The sequence below is a fragment of the Moorena producens 3L genome (assembly GCF_000211815.1).
GTDB classification, from domain to species: Bacteria; Cyanobacteriota; Cyanobacteriia; order Cyanobacteriales; family Coleofasciculaceae; genus Moorena; species Moorena producens.
In genome coordinates, this window is the sequence record NZ_GL890825.1 from 101,461 (window position 1) to 120,518 (window position 19,058).

Below are 19,058 nucleotides of genomic sequence, written 5' to 3' on the forward strand. Positions count from 1 at the left end.
AATATCTGGACAACAAATTAAACACAGCGATGCAACGCGGTCAAAGGAGGCCACCCCACTCGCGCTTTGCATGGCTGAGGTGCGACCTTGGACTATGTTATAAGGGTTTGAGCTTCCAGAAAGCGATGCAGCGCCGACCTGCGGGGGTTTACCCCACTCGCGCTTTGCATCAAGACAATGAATCGAGGGTTAATTTCCGACTGTATCTTCCATGATGTCATTGGCATAAAAGCCTTATATACTAAGCTTTTTAGGGCTCATGTCACCCCCTTAGAAACTCCAGTCAATATTGATTAATTCAAATCTAAGCCAGTCAACATTACTAAAATTACTATTTTGCTTGACCATGGATATCATTATCAAAAAATAACTATTGAGTTAAAGAAAGTCTATCCGGCTATTATGAATCGCAGGATTTTTTTTAAAAAATCAGTCCAACCTTGTGTAGTGGAGTTTTAAAAAAGCTTATAATATGGATAGCATCAAGGCACTACCTAACTCATTAATTTTCTTAATAAAAAAGAATGAAAAAACACTTTTTACAGTTTAGAACCGGCATGGCTGGAGTCAATAAAACCATACCGACTGCTGATGGCAGTTATCAAAAAATAGTGTATGCAGATTGGGCTGGAAGTGGACGAAATTACCTGCCTATTGAGGCCAGAATACAGCAAGAAATAATGCCCCTGATCACGAATACTGAAGCCGAAGTCAATTACACAAGAACAGCAATGACACATGCATACAATACAGCCAGAAAAATTATTGCAGAACATATCAATGCCAGTATAGACGATATTATTATTACTGCATCATCAGGTGCAACTATGCTAATCAAAAGGTTTCAGACAATGCTGGGATTGACACCAAAAACAAATCTCACGCCATCTCTCCCGATCAACAAAAAGCCAGTGGTATTTGTAACACATATGGAGCATTATTCCAATCATGATAGTTGGATGGAGACTGACGTAACAGTCGAAGTCATTAATCCCGATTGTACTGGGCTAGTTGACCTTGGGCATTTGCAGGAACTTCTACACAAGTATAGGGAATGTCCCCTCAAGATGGCGTCAGTCACAGCCTGCTCTAATATTACTGGTATAAGTCCACCATTTAACTCTATAGCAAAAATCATGCATGAAGCCGGAGGATTCATATTTGTTGATTTTTCCTGCTCTGCGCCATACGTTGATATTGACATGCACCCTCCTCAAGAGAATACTCACTTAGATGCTATTTTTTTCTCATCTCATAAATTTTTGGGAGGACCTGGTTCCTGTGGTGTCTTAGCATTTAACAGAAAACTCTATCATCAAGTGAACTTCCTCTTTAGGGGAGAGTCTAGAGAAAATCAACCAAGGCATTTTGACAATTACAAAACTATCAAAGAAATTGAAAGACTAGAATACAGCGGAACTCCGGCATTACTCCAGACAATAAGAGCAGCTATGTGTATTCGCTTGAAAGAAGAGATGGGGGTTGACAAAATACTCTCACGAGATCAGATACTTTTGAATATGCTGTGGAAGAAACTCGAAATAATCCCTAACCTTCATATTCTGGCATCTCAGCATCGATATAGACTTCCTATTATCTCATTTTATATAGAAAATTTGGACTCGTATATAGGAGCAAGATTGCTCAACGATAAATTTGCAATACAGTGCAAAGCCAGTCGTGCAGCACCCGGAAGCTACGGGTATAGTCTTCTAAAAGAAGGTAAGCCAGAAAGTCAAGAGGATAGGTTCAATTATAACCAGCAGCACAACCCACAATTAGGGTGGATTAGAGTTTCCCTCCACCCTGTCATGATGGATGAAGAAATTAAATTCATAGCAGATAGTATAATACAGCTAGCCAATCGGCATCAAGAATGGAGTCAAGACTATTTGTATGATAGATATCGAAACTCTAAATCACAAGCAAGTATCAATCTAGACTGTCAAGCTCAAGAAGCAATGACAACGATTTTTTCACGTAGTTTTGTCCATTAATTTAACTGAGACTTTAGGAATGACTGAAAAGACTAATAAGCGTTACCCGCTAACAGAAGAAGAAAGAGTTTTTTTTGATGACAATGGATACTTAATACTGAAAGGCGTCTTACCTGATGATGTAGTGACATTAGCTTTAGAGAAGGTCGATGATTTATGGAGAAAGCACAAACAGAAAGAGCCAGAATCTCAATCTATTCACTTGTTTGACTTTGTAGAAGAAGAAGATTTCTTTCTTAATCTATTAGATTGGGATAAAACTATCACTAAAGTTGTCAACCTATTAAGCTCTAACATTTTCTTATTCCATTCTCATTTAGATGTCAACTTACCGGGTGAACAACCATTGCCGATAGAGAAGCTAGAATGGCATCGAGATAGTGACATCATAGAAATGGATCTCAATGTATTGAAAACTCATATGTTTTCTGTCAAGGTTTCTTACTGGCTCAGTGATGTATCAAAGCCAAATCGGGGAAATCTTCTGATAATTCCTGGGAGCCACAAGATGGAAAGATCATCTCTTTCCAAAGCAGATTTTGAAAAAGCAGTCCCGATGCTTGTTGCCCCAGGAGATGCTGTATTTTTCGATCGAAGGGTTTGGCATGCTCGAAGCCCAAATATCTCTAGCGTTACAAGGAAAGCTCTTTTTTATGGATATAGTTTTAGATGGCTGGCTTCACGGGATATTTTTAGAAGACATAAAAAAACAGATAACCCTGTTTGGAATCAACTCCTAGGCTGCTATGAAGATCCTAGATCTCGCTATAAACCCAATCTTAAAGATCTACCTATGGGTATTTGGGATGTAGATAGGTGATAATATCTCTTGAAAAGTAGCGATCGCTACTTTTGCAAGAGTTCTAATGGTAGACAGGAGTGGAGCTCATGCCGGTCATGCTTTTATTTTATCCGACGAGTTCCAGCATTTCCCCCGTTTTATTCGGTCTAATTTAACACTTGAACAGGCATCATCCCTAGCTCTGGAGAAATCAAGCCGGATCAAATATTGATAGGAAATCTTCTTGCCTACATCTTTTTACATCCTCAGCTATCCTAACCATCTTCCAATGCTCATTTCTCAACTCTATATTAGGTGAATGAATATTATACTTCCAAAATCTCCAGAAAGAGGTTGCAGTTGCCGCATAACCGATTAATACCTGTAAAAGCTCTTTTTCTAGAGGCTCTAACGAGCGAACCTGTTCATATCCCTTGATGAAATATTTCGCTTTAACAATATCAATTTTTTCTTGGTTTTGGCATAGTCCAAGGATTCCCATTCCCAAGTCAAATAAGAGGTAATAGTAACAAGATTGCTCAAAGTCAATAAAGGCTTTCAAGTTATTTTTTTCATATAAAATGTTATCATAAAAAAGATCACCATGAATTAAGCCCATTGGTAACTTAATGGGCAATAAAAAATTGAGATCTTGATACTGATTCTTGAGCCATGACTCATAAGACAGATCAATTGACTTGCCAAAAACTGTTGAAAAAAGCTCCAGTCCATAATCGTGTGACTGAGGTAAATAAGGAGGAGCAGGAACTCTATGTAGTTGTGCCATAACACGACCAACCTGTTCTAAGAGAGTTTCGTTTAATAAAGTAGGCACTGTTCCGTTAATCCATTTCTTGACTAGAACAGGTTTTTCATGCCATTGAGTTACTATTTTATCGGAATAAGTTGTTTGAACTTGAGAAGTGGGGAATTTGTATCTTTCTAAATATTGAAGAAGATACCCCATCGTGCATATTTTTTCTAGAGAAGCTTCTTCAAAGACAGTTACTATGTATTTTCCATCTTTAGACTGTAAGCAGTAGTTTGAATTAGCATTTCCTCCATTAATAGGAAAAGAATTGATCGCTTCAATACCATAGTATGAAGCTATTTTTTCTAACTCAAAAGAGCTTATATTAGTATATATTGCCATCTTTAATAAAATTCTATTATCAAAACATCTCGAAACCCTTTATCACTTCCAGGCAATGGTTTTATATCTGTTACTCCATGGTAAACCAGAGTATCAAGGACAAAGATAGTCTCTCCAAAATTACTTAAGTTTATTTCTTCTATTAACTTCAGATTGTTGTCATATATTTTAGTAGTTCCTCCTGTGATCTGACTTTTATTTATGAAATGAATTGCGAAAAAAGGATGCCCATCCTTATGGATACCTTCAGGTGTTACTCGCCCAGTATTTTGGGCTGTAGTAAGAGTTCTAATTTGGTGAATTCCCATATTATATTCCTTACTAGTTATAAGGCCATGTTTTAAGAAAAAACAAAAATCATAATTTATTAAGTCAATGAAAATTGGATCAGTCAATAAATTGTCATCTATCTTTTCAAAAATTCTGCTTTGACCTCCAAACAGCCTGTTAAATCTCTCTCCCTGAAAATAAGTTGATCTCAAATATTCAATCTCACTATTTCTGTGAAAGATTATGTTTGAATATCTTCTCTGCCTAAATTTATGATCGCCTTCAATATAGGGATCAGTTACTAAATGATTCCAGTAATTCAAAAAATCTGGATTTTTAGGCTTTATTGATCCGTCGTCCAACTGCAAATGAAGATATCCTTCTTTTCTTAAACTAGACATAGTTCTGATGAATATTTTCTCCTAAATTCTTTCTCCTATCGGAACTTAGACAAAAATCAAGACCAAACATAGCCCAAAGAGGCTTTGTAAGCAGCAAACACGTCCTGATTCTGCTTGAGCCAATTGACATGCGCGATCAGACATGGCGGCTCCGTTATGCTTCTAAAGCTTCTGTGAATGTGTTCATTCGCGTAGCGAATGGCCAAGCTTTGTTAGAGCATTGCCTTCTTAGACCCCAGGGTAAAGGTATCTTATTTTGAAATGCTTACTGCATATCAGATTCATACTATAACGTAGTTTTGCGTATGAATCTTGAAATCTTTGTCTTGATGGTAAGGATTCTATACTTTAGATGCATTTGCCCTGGGTTCAAAGATATCACCATTCCCAAGCAGGAGGGGGAAGAAGGTGCGATGTATGAATTAACTTGGTATGATGGAACATCACCTCAGTTCCATCTTCGGAATCTTCCCCATCTTCGGTATCCCCGAGATATCCCCCCTCGACCTCTGGTTAAGATTTGCATAATTGGGATGCTCCCGATTCGATAGCACTCACCTTTGAGATCTTACAGATTACCCCTAAGTTGGTAGCCTACCCAATCACAGTATCTTCACATTTGCGCCCTAATTTGTATTTGTAGGTAAGGTAAATCGATCTTGGGTTGAACTTCGGGGTATGGGTATGATTTTTTCAAACAAAGGTAGCAGTTCCAGTAATTGTTCCAACGCCACTCCTTTGGAGCAATTATCCCTGAGTCCCACGATCAGTCCTACGATCGATTTAGCTTATCCTCACCACCCAGAGCACCAGAGGAGACAAACCTTCACACCAGTTGTCCTGGGTATCAACAGTTTGCTTTTGACCAAGGAAGGAAACATGGGTACCACCAGCCAAGCCCAGGACTATGAGTCATACATCGGATTAGCTGTGGATGTATTTCAGAGTCAAGACTCAACATTTATCAAATCTCTTAAAGACTTTCTGACTGTTTTACCCAGTCCCACTTATATTGAGCAAGTCTTACTGGCAGCGGTTTATCGACTACCAGAGATTAACCTTGATGCTTGTTACTGGCTATTGCGTCATCCCGATTATTTGATGCCCGAACTTGACTTAGTGGCAGTAGCGATGGCTGTCGCAATCAAGAAGCTTCAGGAGCAAGGGTTAGTGTTGGGTCAAGATTTTAGCATTGAACCGAATGGTCAGTTATCTCTCAGTACTCTGGCAAAAGATAAGTTATGGTTCGGTAGCTCAACTAGCGATCGCCTCTTGCTAGAACGGATTATGCAAGTTGGGGATTAATCTTGATCATGAATTTATAAAGCCTGGAGCGATGAACAAAACAATTTTATTAATTGAAAATGATAAAGTATTGCGCTCAAATTTCTCCGATTTACTTGAATTAGAAGGATTTAATGTCCTTACTTCAGACGATGGTTGGCTCGGTTTAAATTTAGCTAAAGTTGTCCGACCTGATTTAATTATTTGTGAAATTAATATACCATCCCTTGATGGGTATGAGCTTCTCCAGATATTACGAGATAGGTTAAAGACAGCGAAAACACCGTTTATATTTCTAACCAGTCAGTCAAAGGAGGATGGCTATGCTCGCGCTAAGGAACTTGGAGCCAATGATTATCTAACCAAACCTGTAGATAGTCGGGAACTGTTAGCAGCAATTAATCAGCAGTTAAGAATACTTCCCTTGACTTCAAACAGGGCTTAAAACAAGCTATTTACTAATTAAAAAACCAGTTCGCCATAATAAATCGGTTTGCAAAAGGAGTGTAAACGATGGGTAAAACCCTTGTTCACGTAACTACACCGATAGTGATTCAAGAAATTGAAAACGTCTTAGCAACGTATCCGGAGTTTCCCTATCAAGACGTGTTTTCTCAGTCTAAAATACGCCAGGATTTAATTGCTTATGTCCTCAGCAGAATTCCGAATCATTACGAAGCCCTAGACAAGATTGAACCATCATCAAAAAGCCAAGAATTACGTCACTTATCCTCAGAGCATAAGCTGTATTTAGAAAACTTGATTCACACAGGAATCTATCATATCTTGCATCTAATGTTAAACTACAGCTGGGATAATTGCCCGATGCCTAAAACGTTTACCTCAAGGTCTATCTCCTGTGATTCCTTAGCTTGATTTCCCAAAGTTTATATCATAAAATAGCAGTTCTCAATTGGGTATTGAGAACTGCTATACCATCCATGGGATAACCCGTAAACCAAGGGATTAACCGGAGTTGATATCAAACCTGATCCAAACCTGATCCAAAGTCTCTAAGATTATCGGTAACTTTCGCTAGCCCCAGATGTAGTAGGTTGGTTTTGTGGATATTGGTTTTCTGGATATGCTAGTTGGGGATTGCGCAACCGTTCCAACTGTAAACGCCGAAACTCAGAAGCAGCATCGTCTAGTCTCTGAGACTGTCCCTGATTGAACTGATCGATATCAACTGTACCCAATTGGGCATTATGGATTAAATCAAAAGCGTTGAAACCACTGTCTCCAAACCCCCCAAATGTGTCTTGCTCGTTAGGGTTATTAAAATTTTCATCCGCTCGAATAGTACCTATACTTTGGGCAGTAGCGGACCCGTGCAGTAACGCTGTAGTAATGCCAAGGGCTACACTCAATACAGCTACAGTAACAACAGATTGGTTGCTGATCGTCATAGGAATCCCCCCTCAATGGATAAATCTCGCTGGTATACTGCTATAGAATTATATATAGTTAACCTGAGTTAACCTGAGTTAACCTGCACAATTGTTACAGGTTCATTTTGGACGGTTGACGCGACCCTGTCAATAGTCAACCGTCAAGCATCAACCATCAACAAAAAGCTATCAACTCAACTACTAGATTATTGGCAATGGCTTCTAGCAGTTTTCAATTGGGTGAGGTACAAATTTATGGGTTGCGCGGGAGTAGGGAGTAGGGAGTAGGGAGTCGGGATGCAGTGAGGTCTTTCGGGTTTTCCCCATCTCCCCATCTCCCCATCTCCCCATCTCCCCGCCCCCGGCTAGCAAGGGTAACACCGGCCTATGGCTAAGGCTCTAGGGTGAATAGTTACAAGCGGCGGCTCAGTAGTGGAGAAATTGCGAGTAATACGACTGTGCTAAAACCAAGCAATACCAATAGGGATTGGCCAAAGGTAATAGATGCCCAAGGAGCCTGCATCACAAGACTACCAAAAGACCAGTCATTGTGGAGATAGAGATAGCGAATTGGTTCAATGGCATAGCTGAGGGGGTTAAGACTGGCTACTACCTGTAACCATTTCGGCATGAAGGACAGAGGAGCAAGGGCTGTGCTGGCAAACAGTAGGGGTAAGTTGGTAACAAAAATGACTGCAATTAGTTCAATGTGACCCGGTAGAGCAAATGCTAGTCCTAGACTGAGGGCTGTGACTCCCACCACCAGCAAGAATACAATCAAGGCAATCATAGCCAGACCAGCTAGGTTGGGTAAACCGGCTCCTAAAAAGGCACTGGCGGTGACAATTGCCACAGTTTGCAACAAACTCAGAGCGATTATATATATGGCTGAGGCTGCAACAATAGAGAAACGAGATACTAACGGAGCTACGAGTAAGCGGTTGAGGAAACCAAATTCCCGGTCAAACATGATCGGTAAGCCAGCATTGAGTGCTCCAGCAAAGGCGGTAAACACAATCACACCTGCACCTAGGAATTTGCCATAGCTCAAACTCTCGCCAAAAATCCCTTGAGGAGCGTTTTGGAATAATGCCCCAAATAGGATTAGCCACATTAGGGGCTGGATAATACCAGCCATTAAGGTAGAAGGTCGCCGTTGCAGCTGAATAAACAGGCGTTTGGTTAGGGCTAGGGTTTCTTGGATAAATTCACTTACACCAGGAGTATCATTGACTGGGATTGGTGCAGTAAGGTCTGGTTGCCAGTTAAGGTCGGATTTAGGAGGGGTAAAGGTTTCACTCATATTTATTTCTACAATAGATTCTTACAATAATTGGAGCAATCTTTATTTACTTTCCACTAAGCTCTGTCCTATCTCTCCTTTAGGCCATATTTTGTTTACGCTCTGCCTTGGGATCCCGTTTCCCAGCCTCAGCCAGTTCAGCATCCATCAGGGTTTTACCTGTGGCAGCCAGGTAAACATCATCTAGGCTAGGTCGCGACTGAGCAATGCCAAAGGTTGGTAAACTAACGTCTTTTAAGGCTTGCTGAATGATCATTAAGGCATCGCTTTGGGGTTTAACCACAAGGTTAAGGGAATTGCCCTGATTGCTGTTAATAATCACCTCTCGCACAAAGGGCAAGGACTGAAGCATATCTTTGGCTTCCTTAGCTTCTTCCATGGGGCAGAATTCCCGGATGCGCAGGGTAATGCGATCGCCTCCAACACTATCCTTTAACTGAGATGGTGTCCCCTCAGCTATGATCAAGCCTTTGTCAATAATTGCGACTTGGTCAGCTAATGCGTCTATTTCTTCGAGGTAGTGGCTGGTGATTAGTAATGTGGTTCCTGAGTCTCGCAACTTTTGCAACAGTTCCCATACCACAAATCTGCTATCAATGTCAAGACCTACTGTGGGTTCGTCTAGTACTAAAACATCGGGTTGGTGGAGTAAGCCAGCGGCTAAGTCCAGCCGCCGACGCAGACCACCAGAGTAAACGCCCGTTTTTTTATTGGCATACTCCTTGAGCTGCAAAATGTCAAGCAGTTTATTGATGCGTTCTTTGGCAACTGCTTTGGGGAGGTGATAGAGGTCAGCTTGCAATTGGAGTAGTTCTTTACCAGTGAGTACCTTATCTAGGGCAACTTCTTGGGCTACATAGCCTAGGCGGCGGCGTGCTGCCCTAGGATTGTGTAGTACTGAAATGCCAGATACCTCAATTTTTCCAGCGTCCGGTGCCGTGAGAGTGCATAGGCAACGAATGGTGGTGGTTTTACCGGCACCATTAGGACCGAGTAAGCCAAAAATTTGACCCGGTTCGACTTGTAAGGAGATGTCTTTGACGGCGTGGACATCTCCATAGCGTTTTTGGAGGTTCTGGATTAATACAGCGGCAGCCATAAGCTTTCCCTATGCCGGTCACGACTACACAAATCTCAACACTTGTTATTGTAGCCGGTTGCGCTGGTTAGGGGTAAAATTTAAGGTTTTTAGGCAAAACTGCTGAGGAGTGATTGGGTGTATAGCCCAGCCCGTAGATGCGTTCGCGTAGCGGCTCGTACCGAGCATCGCGCCCCGCGTGACCATTCCCGTAGCGTGGCCTTTTGGCCAAGGTCAATCGCATCCACTGAATCTACACTCAACCTATGGCGTAGCTGTCTTAACTTGCCACGGATTAGTGATCGCTAACCTTGTCACAGAGGTAGAAGCACCAGCCTAACTCACGAGCAGTAATCGCCTCCTGGGTTTTATCAAAAGCAACGCTCAAATCCGGATAAGCCTCCCGAGCCAGCTCGGACACCAATTCGTAACTCTTTTTCAGGTGTTCGCTCATTTCCTTGACCTGCAACACGTTAAATCCGATCTGAGTGAGTTTTTCTGTGTAGACTTCGGGACTATATGTCGGATCAACCCTCTGTCTGTCGTAGACATACTTACGGGCTGTTTCGCTGATTTCCTGTACTGGCGTTACCAAGTCATCAAACAGGAAGATGCCTCCTGCTCCTAGGACACGATAAACTTCCGCCAGAGCCTTTTCGCGCTCGTGGATGTGATAAAGAGCGCCTTGACTCCAGGCATGGGTAAAGGAGCCATCTGGAAAAGGTAGGTTAAGGGCTGATTCCTTTTGGAAGCTCACCCGCAGAGAGGGAAAATTACTAGCCTTCGCTCGAGCATTCTCGATATAACTGCTACTGATATCGATTCCTACTACCTCACATCCCGTTTGCTGAGCCAGCCAAACGGCAGCGTTGCCATTTCCACAAGCAACTTCTAGTACCCGGGAGTCAGCAGTAATACCGCTCTGTGCCAGCATATATTCATCCCAGCGCTTGCAGGCTGGCACAAAGTCCTCAGGCCGAGCCTTGGCTAAGTTTTCGAAGTAACCCCAGTGGAGACTGCCTTCTGGATCCCAGAAACTGCGGAAACGTTGGTCTCGTTCGCGATCATCAAACAATGCCTCGGTCTGAGCTTCAGTAAATTTACTTTTTTGCATAGTTAATCCCAGTTAATTCCACGCTCTTGTTGGTTTCTGATACTGATCAAAAAAATTTAGACTATAGCAATCCTATTTTAATTGTTAAACTGGCTCTTTGATCAGGGTATACCAGTTGTTGTGCCTTATAAGATTTTTAAGGATAATTTTGGTTTTCACAAATGATCTAGGATTGCTATAGTCACCCTAAATAGTATATATTTTTCTAGGTTTCGGTGTTCGTAAAGTAAAGTGAAGCAAATGGAATAGCTTCGCGTTTTGTACACCACACACAATTGTCTCACCTACTTGAAAATACTAACAATAGGCAGGTTTAGCATATGAACATTTTCACCAAGCTTGAGTCAGAAGTCCGAAGCTACTGTCGATTGTTCCCAACAGTCTTTACCAAGGCAGTGGGAGATACCTTGATAGATGAGAGTGGGCGTACTTATATAGATTTCTTGGCAGGTGCCGGTGCCCTCAACTACGGACATAATAACCCCAAGCTCAAAAAGCGTCTCCTCGAATACATTGAGTCAGATGCCATCACCCACAGCCTCGATATGTTTACCTCTGCCAAGCAGCAGTTTCTCGAACGTTTCGACGAAGTAATCTTAATACCGCGAGGACTAAACTATAAAGTTATGTTTACCGGTCCTACAGGGACTAATTCTGCGGAGGCTGCTTTGAAGCTAGCCCGTAAAGTGACTGGTCGAAAAACAGTCATCTGTTTTACCAAAGGCTACCACGGTCATACTTTAGGTGCCCTAGCTGTTACACCTAATCCGACCTATCAAAAGGCTGCGGGCATTCCCCTCGGTAATGTCTTAACGGTCCCGTTCGAGGATAAAAATGGCACCAAAGACGACAGTCTTGATTACTTAGAAAAACTGGTTGATGACCTGAGCATAAATCAGGAAAAACCCGCAGCAGTTATCCTAGAAACTGTTCAATCTGAGGGAGGAATTAATGTTGCTAGTGTTCCTTGGCTTCAACGCCTTGCCCAGATCACTCAAGAGCGAGAAATTTTGCTAATTGTTGATGATATTAAAGTGGGATGTGGTCGAACTGGTCCTTTCTTTAGCTTTGAGCGGGCAGGGTTAAAACCTGATTTAGTTTGTCTGGCTAAATCTTTAAGCGCCTATGGAAACCCGATGGCTGTGGTACTGATTCGACCTGATTTAGACTGTTGGAAACCAGGGGAACACAGTGGGACTTTCCGAGGCAACAATCTAGCTTTTGTGACTGCCACAGCTGCTCTCGACGAGTACTGGGAGACAGATACTTTTACCCAGGAAATTGCGGACAAAGGTGAGGTAATGAAGAACCGACTCAAAGACATGATCACTCGTTATCCAGAAGTCGGCGGCGAACATCGAGGACTTGGTTTGATTCAAGGAATCGCCTGTGAACAAAAGGGGCTGGCTAAAAAAGTTAGTAATGAAGCTTTCAAGCGGGGTTTAATCTTTGAACCCATGGGAGTGAACAAAGAAGTGATTAATCTTCAGTCTACATTAACGATTGATCCCGACACTTTGACCCAAGGGCTAGATATTTTGGAGGAAAGCATTGGAGCTGCTCTCTCAAACTGACTTTGTCAAACCAGCAGCTTCTAAAATTTCTGTCAAGACTTTACCATGATATTCCCAGGGTAAAGTATCAACTGCAAGCTCTTGGACTGCTGTATCTCCATCTACCGCTGGTCCCTCTTTGACCACAGTGGTCAAAATATGTTTATCGGTCTCTAAGGTTAATCCCTCAGTTAACTTAGATTTCAAGTCTGGTCGGAGTAAACCAACAGCAGTGAGTAACCCGATTGCTGCCCAATTTGATACACCGCAAACGATGAGGTGATTACAAGGAATATTGCAGGCAATTTGTTCTCCTGTGCTAATACTTTTGGCAATGAGTTCTTTAGGAAGTGTTCCCATACCTAGTTCATTGCCAGCATCACCAATTCCAATGGAAATTATTTCACTTAGGATAAATAGGAGATGCAAAGGAGCGGTATGAGCGGTGATATCATTCCCGATCATATTTCGGACAGTACCATCGTAACTTGGGCCTGCTCTTTCAATAGAGATAACATGGGAAACTGGTGGTTCAGCACTTTGCCATGAATTCACAATAGAAGAAACGGAGGGATCTTCTGCACTCGCTGCATCGACAGGAACGACATCAAAAGGAACTTGAGCAGGTATTCCTGCTGCCCGAGCAGCAACCTTGACAGCATTAAGGCATAGAGGATCGGTAACTAGACGGACAGGGATTCCAACTCTAAGTAATGCCGCTGCTAGGTGAGCGCAACCGATGGGGCCATCCGTTTCCGCCGCTGGAGGAGTTCCATGGGGAACAAAAAAGCCTGTCATAATAGCCACATGGGGGGATGGATGTTCCGCGATGGAGCGAGCTGCACCAAGCAGCCCCCCCTTGGCAGCCTCCACAAGGGGCTCTATACCATTACCTATATCCCGTCCACAGATGTTTTCAATTTTTTCTATCCGGGTTTTGACTTCTGGAGAATTTCCAAATGCAGCAGTCATAAGCAATTAAACAGATGCTCCTAAATCAACTAACTTTTTAGAAACTGTCTCCTGGATGACTTGGTTGACACTATTTTCGAGGAGGTCTAGCCCTTTGTCTAATACTTCTTCGGAAATTGTTAAAGGCGGGAGACATCGAATCACCTGCCCCTGTGCGCCAGCTGTTTCCATGATTAGCCCATTAGCAAAGGCTGTCCGGATGATTTGATTAGCTAGGTTGCCATCTTTGCAGTCTAAGCCCTGAATCATGCCCCTGCCTCTAACGGAAAAACCGGCCTCCGGGTTATTTTTTGCGATCTGTTCCAATCGAAGCTGCATTCTGCTTCCTTTTTGTTTAACGGAGGCTGACAAACTGTCGTCTTGCCAATAGATTTCCAAGGCTGCTTTGGCGGTAACAAAGGCTAGGTTAGGTCCTCTGAAGGTGCCACTGTGTTGACCTGGTTTCCACTGGTCTAATTCGGGTTTGATCAGCACCAATGAGAAAGGAAGACCAAATCCACTCAAGGATTTGGAGATAGTAACAATGTCAGGGGAAATACCTACTTGTTCAAAGCTGAAAAAGGAACCAGTCCGTCCGCATCCCACTTGGATGTCGTCTACAACTAAAAGCACATCATGTTTACGACAGACTTTTTCAAGCGATCGCAACCACTCAAAGCTGGCTACATTGACCCCACCTGCTCCCTGAATTGTTTCTACAATCACTGCTGCTGGAAGCGCTACGCCACTGCCTCTGTCGGAAAGGACTTTGTCTAGGTACTCTGTAGTATCAATATCCGAACCCAAGTACCCATCATAGGGTATAAAGGTTACGCCTGTGGTGGTGAGTCCTGCAGCGTCTCGCTGGGAAATGTTGGCAGTTGTTGCTAAGGAACCTAGGGTTACGCCATGGTAGCCATTGGAAAAGGCAATGACCGTTTCCCGTCCCGTTATGTTGCGGGTCAGTTTTAGAGCTGCCTCCACAGCATTGGTTCCTGTTGGTCCAGGAAACTGAACTTTGTAATTCAATTGCCTGGGTTTAAGGATAATGGCTTCAAAAGCTTCGAGAAACTCCTCTTTCGCTACGGTTGCTAAATCGAGACCATGGACAATACCGTCGGACTCCAGATAACCCAGCAGTCGTTCTTTTAGTTGTGGGTTGTTATGTCCGTAATTGAGGGTACCCACTCCACTCAGAAAGTCAATGTACTTAATACCTTCTTTATCTTCTAGAACAGCTCCTTGTGCTTTCTTAAACACCGTGGGAAATAAACGGCAGTAGCTTCGCACATTGGATTCCAATTGATTGAAGATTCTCATGAGATTATCCTCATTAGTGTTATACGTGATGCTTTCCGCAAGCTACCTCAAGGTTCTGCTACTTACCTTTCAACTGGTGGCGATTCCTACTCACCCCCTCACCCATTTCTCTTTTCATCAACTCACCAAATCCTAGGGTAGGAATCGCCAGGATGTCATGACTCAGCTACATTAGTCAGCTACATTAGTCAGCTAACACTTAACTCTTAAGCTGACAGTTAGCTTGACACTCCCCGCTTTAAAAAGACGGGGATTCCATGATCTTTGACCGGCCTTAAACCTTCGTGTCCAAATGGCAATATCTAAGCCGAAATCCCGTCAAGACTAAGATTTCAGTTCAGCTCACGAAAGACCCAGCGGGCTAGTCTCGCGATAGCGTTCAGCTACTTATTGAGAAGTGCCTTAGAAAGTCCGTTACTTCCCTGTTTCACTTGGTTCCGGCGTGCCCCGCCGTACCGTTCAATTTCAAGTTGTTATCTTGCTGGGTTCACACACCAACGGTTAATTGATGATTGGGTTTTTAAGGAGGATTTTCCCAGAGACGAAACCTTAGTAGAGTGGAGCCTTACTACAAAACCTTTTCCCTATGCTGCATAACCTGCCGACTATAAAGGCGACCCTCTACTTACGGTAACTTCAAGCCCTCCGGGCATTACTACTTTCAGGTCGGTAAGTTACGGGTCTCTCTCCCGGCTCAGCCTGCGGTTTCTCAGCCTGTACCCTATGCTTTAATTGCTTTAATTACACCCTAGCGCCAAGGTATTGTCAACTCGGCGACTCAAGTCGCTACGGTCTTTCATCCCCGGTTTAAAAACACGGGGCTTTCAGCCTTAGGAGTTCCGTAAGAAGATGCGTTGTAGTTCTCGAGTGGGATCGCTATAGGTGGTTCTTGAATGTGCTATACATTTGTTGTCCCAAAGCAACAATGAGTATTGGTTCATCCGAATAGCCATGTGATTTTCTTCGTAATACGCTAGAAATCGGTCGGCAATTTCTCCCAAAAACGGCTCGGGAGTAAAGGGCTTTAGGTTCTCTGGATCGGGGCTGTAGTCACCGTATTTAATATAGTTACAAGAAAAGCGGAAAACAGGCTTCTTACCCTCAAATGACAGGATCGGATGAATTGCTCCCTTGGTGCGGTTGGCGTGGACTCCCCTGGTGGCACCAAAATGGTGTCGAGTCTCCATGAGTTTTTTCTTTTCTTCTTCCGTAAGAGTCTTCAGGAATCCTTCCACATAAGCCAACGTGGTCATCCCACCACCACAATCAGAAGGCTTTTTGCACCAAAGCACTAGATAGTTCGGTGGGGTTTGATAATCGCTGGCTTCTGTATGAGGAAGCAAACGCCTTTCACCTCTGGCATCGGAAAATTTCATCAATTCTGGTTCATATCTGACATAGAAAATCGGTTGCCCATATTGCAGGATTAACTCACCACCTGTGACCAATTTTGAAAATTCGATCCAGTCAAAATTGGGGTCTTCAGTTTCCACATAAATAAAGTTGTTTTGCTCCAGTAAGTTCTGATAATCAGTAATTGATTTATCAAATTCGGGCATTTTAATTGCCTGAGCAGTTAACATCAAAACTCCTTTTTTTTATAAGGCTGACAAAAATTAACTATAGGGGAAATAAATTCAATACTGGTTACTTGTTTACATTTTTTTTAAAAAAAACACATAATAAAATATAAAACAACTAATTATTAAGTAATTACAATGGATTCGTGATATATAAGGGTGTTTCTCAACCAGAGGTTTTGCCATTTATGCCACGGGGGACTTTCATCTGTTCAAAGTTTCCCTCTTAAGCTGCTGTGCATTTTCTTGATGCCGTCGCTCATGGGGGAAACCGCCTGTTCCCTTGCTGCATCGCTTAAATTGCCTATTTTCCAATTAGAAAAAAACCTCAAAACCCTCTCCCCATCTACTATCTACGCCAGCTAGCCAGTTAAGTGTGTAACAGCTTATTAAGGGGGGCTGTAGTCATAGTCAAGCTTTTAGCATTTAAGACAAGCTTCTAGATTCAGTCTCTTAGAGACTTTTTGTTAAATAAAGGTTAAAGTTAGTTAAAGTTAAATAAAGCTTAAATTATTGCGTAGGGTGAGATAGGCGGCGAGTACTTTAAAAGCTCACCTGTAGCGAGAGCTGTCTGCCTTAACTCACCCCTATTAAGTACTCTATATTTCTTAAGATTTACTTTATAAATAGTCTCTAAGTTTTAGAGCAATTCTGATTTGGGTGAGGTTTTTAGGGAGCTAAGGCCGTGAGCCACGCTTACTGGCAGAGCCAGACGCTGCGCGAACGCGAACAGAGCTGGTAAGAGGGAAGAGGTAAAAAATAGTGAATAATGGATAATTGCCTTTTGCTGATTACCCATTATTCACTATCCATTAGCAGCCCAGTAATAAGATAAGTAATCGTAAGCATTCAGCTATCAGCCGTCAGCCGTGAGCTAAAAGCTCACGCTACGCGAACAGCTTATTTTATTCAAAAGCACCATTAGTAACGTACGCTATGGGCATAAACTGTTCCCGTAGCGTGGCCACAGACCTTTAGCAGGGATTGCGCTACTTGAGGTGCTGCGCGAACAGTAGCGCATTAGCACCTCAAGTAGCGTGGCCGTAGGCCTTTAGCTGATAGCTGACGGCTGAATGCTTACAAGTAATCAAACAAACTTAATATTACTTCCCAATACAGAAACGGCTGAAAATGCGGTCAAGCACTGATTCGGTTACTTCCTCTCCTGTAATTTCTCCCAAGGCTTGAATTGCTCCACGCAAATCTATCGTCCAAAAATCTAAGGGTAACTCTTTTGCAATAGTTTCTTGCACTTGCTGAAGAGACATTTTCGCCCGGGTCAATGCAGCAGCTTGTCGTTGGTTAATGGCTAAATCTAAATCAGCGGCTTGCAGGTTGCCACGATTTACTGCGTCAAGAATTGCCTTCTCCAGAGCATCAATCCCTTGATTGTAGGCAGCAGCTGTCTTCACTACCCGCTCTATAGTATTAGGATAGGATAGGGTAGATTCAGCCTTATCACTGGCTAGGTCAGTTTTGTTAATTACTAGAATTACGGGACGTTCTTGCACCTGTTGGTAAATTTCCTGGTCTCCTGCACTCCAGCCAGTGGTTGCTTCAATCACCAGTAATACTAAGTCAGCCGCCATCGCTGCACTACGCGATCGCTCTACTCCAATCTTCTCCACTTGGTCAGCCGTTTCCCGAATTCCTGCTGTATCGAGCACCTGTACCGGAATTCCCCCAACTACTAACTGGGATTCTACTACATCTCTAGTGGTACCAGGAAGGTCAGTGACAATAGCGCGATCGCATCGACTCCAGGCATTCAATAAACTGGATTTTCCGACATTGGGTCGCCCCAGGATTACCACTTTTAAACCTGTGCGCAATAGCTCACCTTGATCCGCTGTGGCTAATAGTTGGGATACTTCTGTTAAGATATTGTTAAGTTGAGCTACAATTGCGCCTTGATCAAGGGGCGGTAAATCCTCCTCAAAATCAATTCGAGCCTCAATTTCTGCCAAAATATCCAGGCAAGTAGCTCTAGCTTCCCGAATGGGTGTGGCGAGCTTGCCCTGCAACCCAGCTAGGGCCGCTTGAACCGCTGCTGGGGAGCGAGACCCCACTAAGTCAGCAACACTTTCTGCTTGAGTCAAATCCAAACGCCCATTCAAAAATGCCCGCAGGGTAAATTCTCCTGGCTGTGCTAATCTCGCTCCTTGTTCTAGGCACAATTGCAACACTTTTTGTACAGGCATGATCCCACCGTGGCAATGGAACTCTACCACATCTTCACGAGTGTAGGAACGGGGAGCTTGCATAATTAGCAGCAATGCCTCATCCACTAGCTGTTGGGTTTTGGGATGACGCACATAGCCGTAGAGAATCCGGTGACTCTCCCAAGCCTGACGCCCCGGTGCCTGGAATAAAGTACGGGCAATTGCGATCGCATCTCTTCCTGACAGTCGCACAATACCGATACTCCCTTGTTGGGGTACAACTGCTGTTGCGATCGCAGCAATGGTTTGACTCTCGAACATTTCAGATCAAATTCGGTTAACTTACCATCATATCCCTTTTCGTGGTATAGGAGTCGGGAGTCGGGAGTCGGGAGTTGGGAATCGGGAGTCGGGAATCGGGAATCGGGAGTCGGGAGTCGGGAATCGGGAAAAAATGCTGTTTACCTGATTAGGCTAGAAACCGCATCACCTATTAGCGTAACCGAAAATTCCAGGCACTATTTGGGAAGTGATTAACCAGAGTGGTCAGCGGTCAGTGGTCAGCGGTCAGCGGTCAGTGGTCAGTGGTCAGCTTAAAACAAGGTAATAGGTAATAGGTAATGGCGTTGCTGAATTAAGGAATGAATGCGCGATCATTTGGTTTGATTGAAGCCCCCTAAATCCCCCAATTCTGGGGGACTTTGATAGTTTTGTTCCCCC

General features: G+C 43.2%; 19 protein-coding genes. 8 read left to right on the forward strand and 11 right to left on the reverse strand.

The window, feature by feature from the left end; genetic code table 11:
* Nucleotides 1-524: 524 nt before the first annotated feature.
* Nucleotides 525-1,997: an aminotransferase class V-fold PLP-dependent enzyme gene (locus LYNGBM3L_RS03310; protein WP_008179074.1), complete on the forward strand. Its 1,473-nt coding sequence runs from the start codon at nucleotides 525-527 to the stop codon at nucleotides 1,995-1,997.
* A gap of 19 nt (nucleotides 1,998-2,016) precedes the next feature.
* A complete protein-coding gene (locus tag LYNGBM3L_RS03315) occupies nucleotides 2,017-2,817 on the forward strand; it encodes a phytanoyl-CoA dioxygenase family protein (RefSeq protein ID WP_008179075.1) in 801 nt (266 codons plus the stop codon).
* 172 nt (nucleotides 2,818-2,989) lie between these two features.
* Here the strand turns inward: LYNGBM3L_RS03315 and LYNGBM3L_RS03320 are convergent, their stop codons facing one another.
* Both LYNGBM3L_RS03320 and LYNGBM3L_RS03325 read right to left on the reverse strand, forming a co-directional pair.
* Nucleotides 2,990-3,931, reverse strand: a complete 942-nt coding sequence (locus LYNGBM3L_RS03320) for a homoserine kinase (RefSeq protein ID WP_008179082.1) — start codon at nucleotides 3,929-3,931, stop codon at nucleotides 2,990-2,992.
* Nucleotides 3,932-3,933: 2 nt separating this feature from the next.
* On the reverse strand, nucleotides 3,934-4,602 hold the full coding sequence (locus LYNGBM3L_RS03325; protein WP_008179083.1) for a 2OG-Fe dioxygenase family protein: 669 nt from the start codon (nucleotides 4,600-4,602) through the stop codon (nucleotides 3,934-3,936).
* Nucleotides 4,603-4,907: 305 nt separating this feature from the next.
* Between LYNGBM3L_RS03325 and LYNGBM3L_RS39550 the strand changes: the two genes are divergently transcribed.
* The 4 genes from LYNGBM3L_RS39550 to LYNGBM3L_RS03340 all read left to right on the forward strand — a co-directional run bounded on the left by LYNGBM3L_RS39550 (nucleotide 4,908) and on the right by LYNGBM3L_RS03340 (nucleotide 6,762).
* The gene (locus LYNGBM3L_RS39550) at nucleotides 4,908-5,153 is read left to right on the forward strand and encodes a hypothetical protein (protein ID WP_008179085.1); all 246 of its coding nucleotides are present in this window, start codon (nucleotides 4,908-4,910) and stop codon (nucleotides 5,151-5,153) included.
* Nucleotides 5,154-5,286: 133 nt separating this feature from the next.
* Nucleotides 5,287-5,907, forward strand: a complete 621-nt coding sequence (locus LYNGBM3L_RS03330; protein WP_202799145.1) for a RasGAP domain-containing protein — start codon at nucleotides 5,287-5,289, stop codon at nucleotides 5,905-5,907.
* Nucleotides 5,897-6,331 (forward strand): response regulator, encoded by a 435-nt coding sequence (locus LYNGBM3L_RS03335; protein WP_008179089.1) that lies wholly within the window; start codon nucleotides 5,897-5,899, stop codon nucleotides 6,329-6,331. The genes LYNGBM3L_RS03330 and LYNGBM3L_RS03335 overlap by 11 nt, the downstream gene beginning before the upstream one ends.
* A gap of 68 nt (nucleotides 6,332-6,399) precedes the next feature.
* Nucleotides 6,400-6,762 (forward strand): late competence development ComFB family protein, encoded by a 363-nt coding sequence (locus LYNGBM3L_RS03340; protein ID WP_008179091.1) that lies wholly within the window; start codon nucleotides 6,400-6,402, stop codon nucleotides 6,760-6,762.
* Nucleotides 6,763-6,905: 143 nt separating this feature from the next.
* On the opposite strand, the gene LYNGBM3L_RS03345 is transcribed toward LYNGBM3L_RS03340, so the two are convergent.
* The 5 genes from LYNGBM3L_RS03345 to LYNGBM3L_RS03360 form a co-directional block, all read right to left on the reverse strand.
* Complete coding sequence (locus LYNGBM3L_RS03345) at nucleotides 6,906-7,295, reverse strand: hypothetical protein (protein WP_008179094.1); 390 nt, start codon at nucleotides 7,293-7,295, stop codon at nucleotides 6,906-6,908.
* A 394-nt stretch (nucleotides 7,296-7,689) separates the two neighbouring features.
* Complete coding sequence (locus tag LYNGBM3L_RS03350) at nucleotides 7,690-8,580, reverse strand: ABC transporter permease (protein ID WP_008179095.1); 891 nt, start codon at nucleotides 8,578-8,580, stop codon at nucleotides 7,690-7,692.
* Between the two features lie 79 nt (nucleotides 8,581-8,659).
* On the reverse strand, nucleotides 8,660-9,679 hold the full coding sequence (locus LYNGBM3L_RS03355; RefSeq protein WP_008179097.1) for a daunorubicin resistance protein DrrA family ABC transporter ATP-binding protein: 1,020 nt from the start codon (nucleotides 9,677-9,679) through the stop codon (nucleotides 8,660-8,662).
* Between the two features lie 67 nt (nucleotides 9,680-9,746).
* Nucleotides 9,747-9,902, reverse strand: a complete 156-nt coding sequence (locus LYNGBM3L_RS42705) for a hypothetical protein (RefSeq protein WP_161603122.1) — start codon at nucleotides 9,900-9,902, stop codon at nucleotides 9,747-9,749.
* Between the two features lie 51 nt (nucleotides 9,903-9,953).
* Entirely contained in the window at nucleotides 9,954-10,772 is an 819-nt protein-coding gene (locus tag LYNGBM3L_RS03360; protein WP_008179100.1) for a class I SAM-dependent methyltransferase, read from the reverse strand.
* 320 nt (nucleotides 10,773-11,092) lie between these two features.
* Between LYNGBM3L_RS03360 and ectB (LYNGBM3L_RS03365) the strand changes: the two genes are divergently transcribed.
* A complete protein-coding gene (ectB, locus tag LYNGBM3L_RS03365; protein WP_008179102.1) occupies nucleotides 11,093-12,346 on the forward strand; it encodes a diaminobutyrate--2-oxoglutarate transaminase in 1,254 nt (417 codons plus the stop codon).
* Here ectB (LYNGBM3L_RS03365) and LYNGBM3L_RS03370 read toward each other — a convergent pair.
* From LYNGBM3L_RS03370 to mnmE, 4 genes are all read right to left on the reverse strand, one after another.
* The gene (locus tag LYNGBM3L_RS03370; RefSeq protein WP_008179105.1) at nucleotides 12,338-13,297 is read right to left on the reverse strand and encodes a glutamate cyclase domain-containing protein; all 960 of its coding nucleotides are present in this window, start codon (nucleotides 13,295-13,297) and stop codon (nucleotides 12,338-12,340) included. The genes ectB (LYNGBM3L_RS03365) and LYNGBM3L_RS03370 overlap by 9 nt on opposite strands.
* A gap of 6 nt (nucleotides 13,298-13,303) precedes the next feature.
* A complete protein-coding gene (gene ectB, locus LYNGBM3L_RS03375; protein ID WP_008179107.1) occupies nucleotides 13,304-14,596 on the reverse strand; it encodes a diaminobutyrate--2-oxoglutarate transaminase in 1,293 nt (430 codons plus the stop codon).
* An 830-nt stretch (nucleotides 14,597-15,426) separates the two neighbouring features.
* Nucleotides 15,427-16,179 (reverse strand): TauD/TfdA family dioxygenase, encoded by a 753-nt coding sequence (locus LYNGBM3L_RS03380; protein ID WP_008179108.1) that lies wholly within the window; start codon nucleotides 16,177-16,179, stop codon nucleotides 15,427-15,429.
* A 1,100-nt stretch (nucleotides 16,180-17,279) separates the two neighbouring features.
* The gene (gene mnmE / locus LYNGBM3L_RS03385) at nucleotides 17,280-18,659 is read right to left on the reverse strand and encodes a tRNA uridine-5-carboxymethylaminomethyl(34) synthesis GTPase MnmE (protein ID WP_008179110.1); all 1,380 of its coding nucleotides are present in this window, start codon (nucleotides 18,657-18,659) and stop codon (nucleotides 17,280-17,282) included.
* On the opposite strand from mnmE, the gene LYNGBM3L_RS39555 reads away from it, so the two are divergent.
* Nucleotides 18,645-18,875: a hypothetical protein gene (locus LYNGBM3L_RS39555; RefSeq protein ID WP_131826988.1), complete on the forward strand. Its 231-nt coding sequence runs from the start codon at nucleotides 18,645-18,647 to the stop codon at nucleotides 18,873-18,875. The genes mnmE and LYNGBM3L_RS39555 overlap by 15 nt on opposite strands.
* The last annotated feature ends 183 nt before the right edge of the window (nucleotides 18,876-19,058 follow it).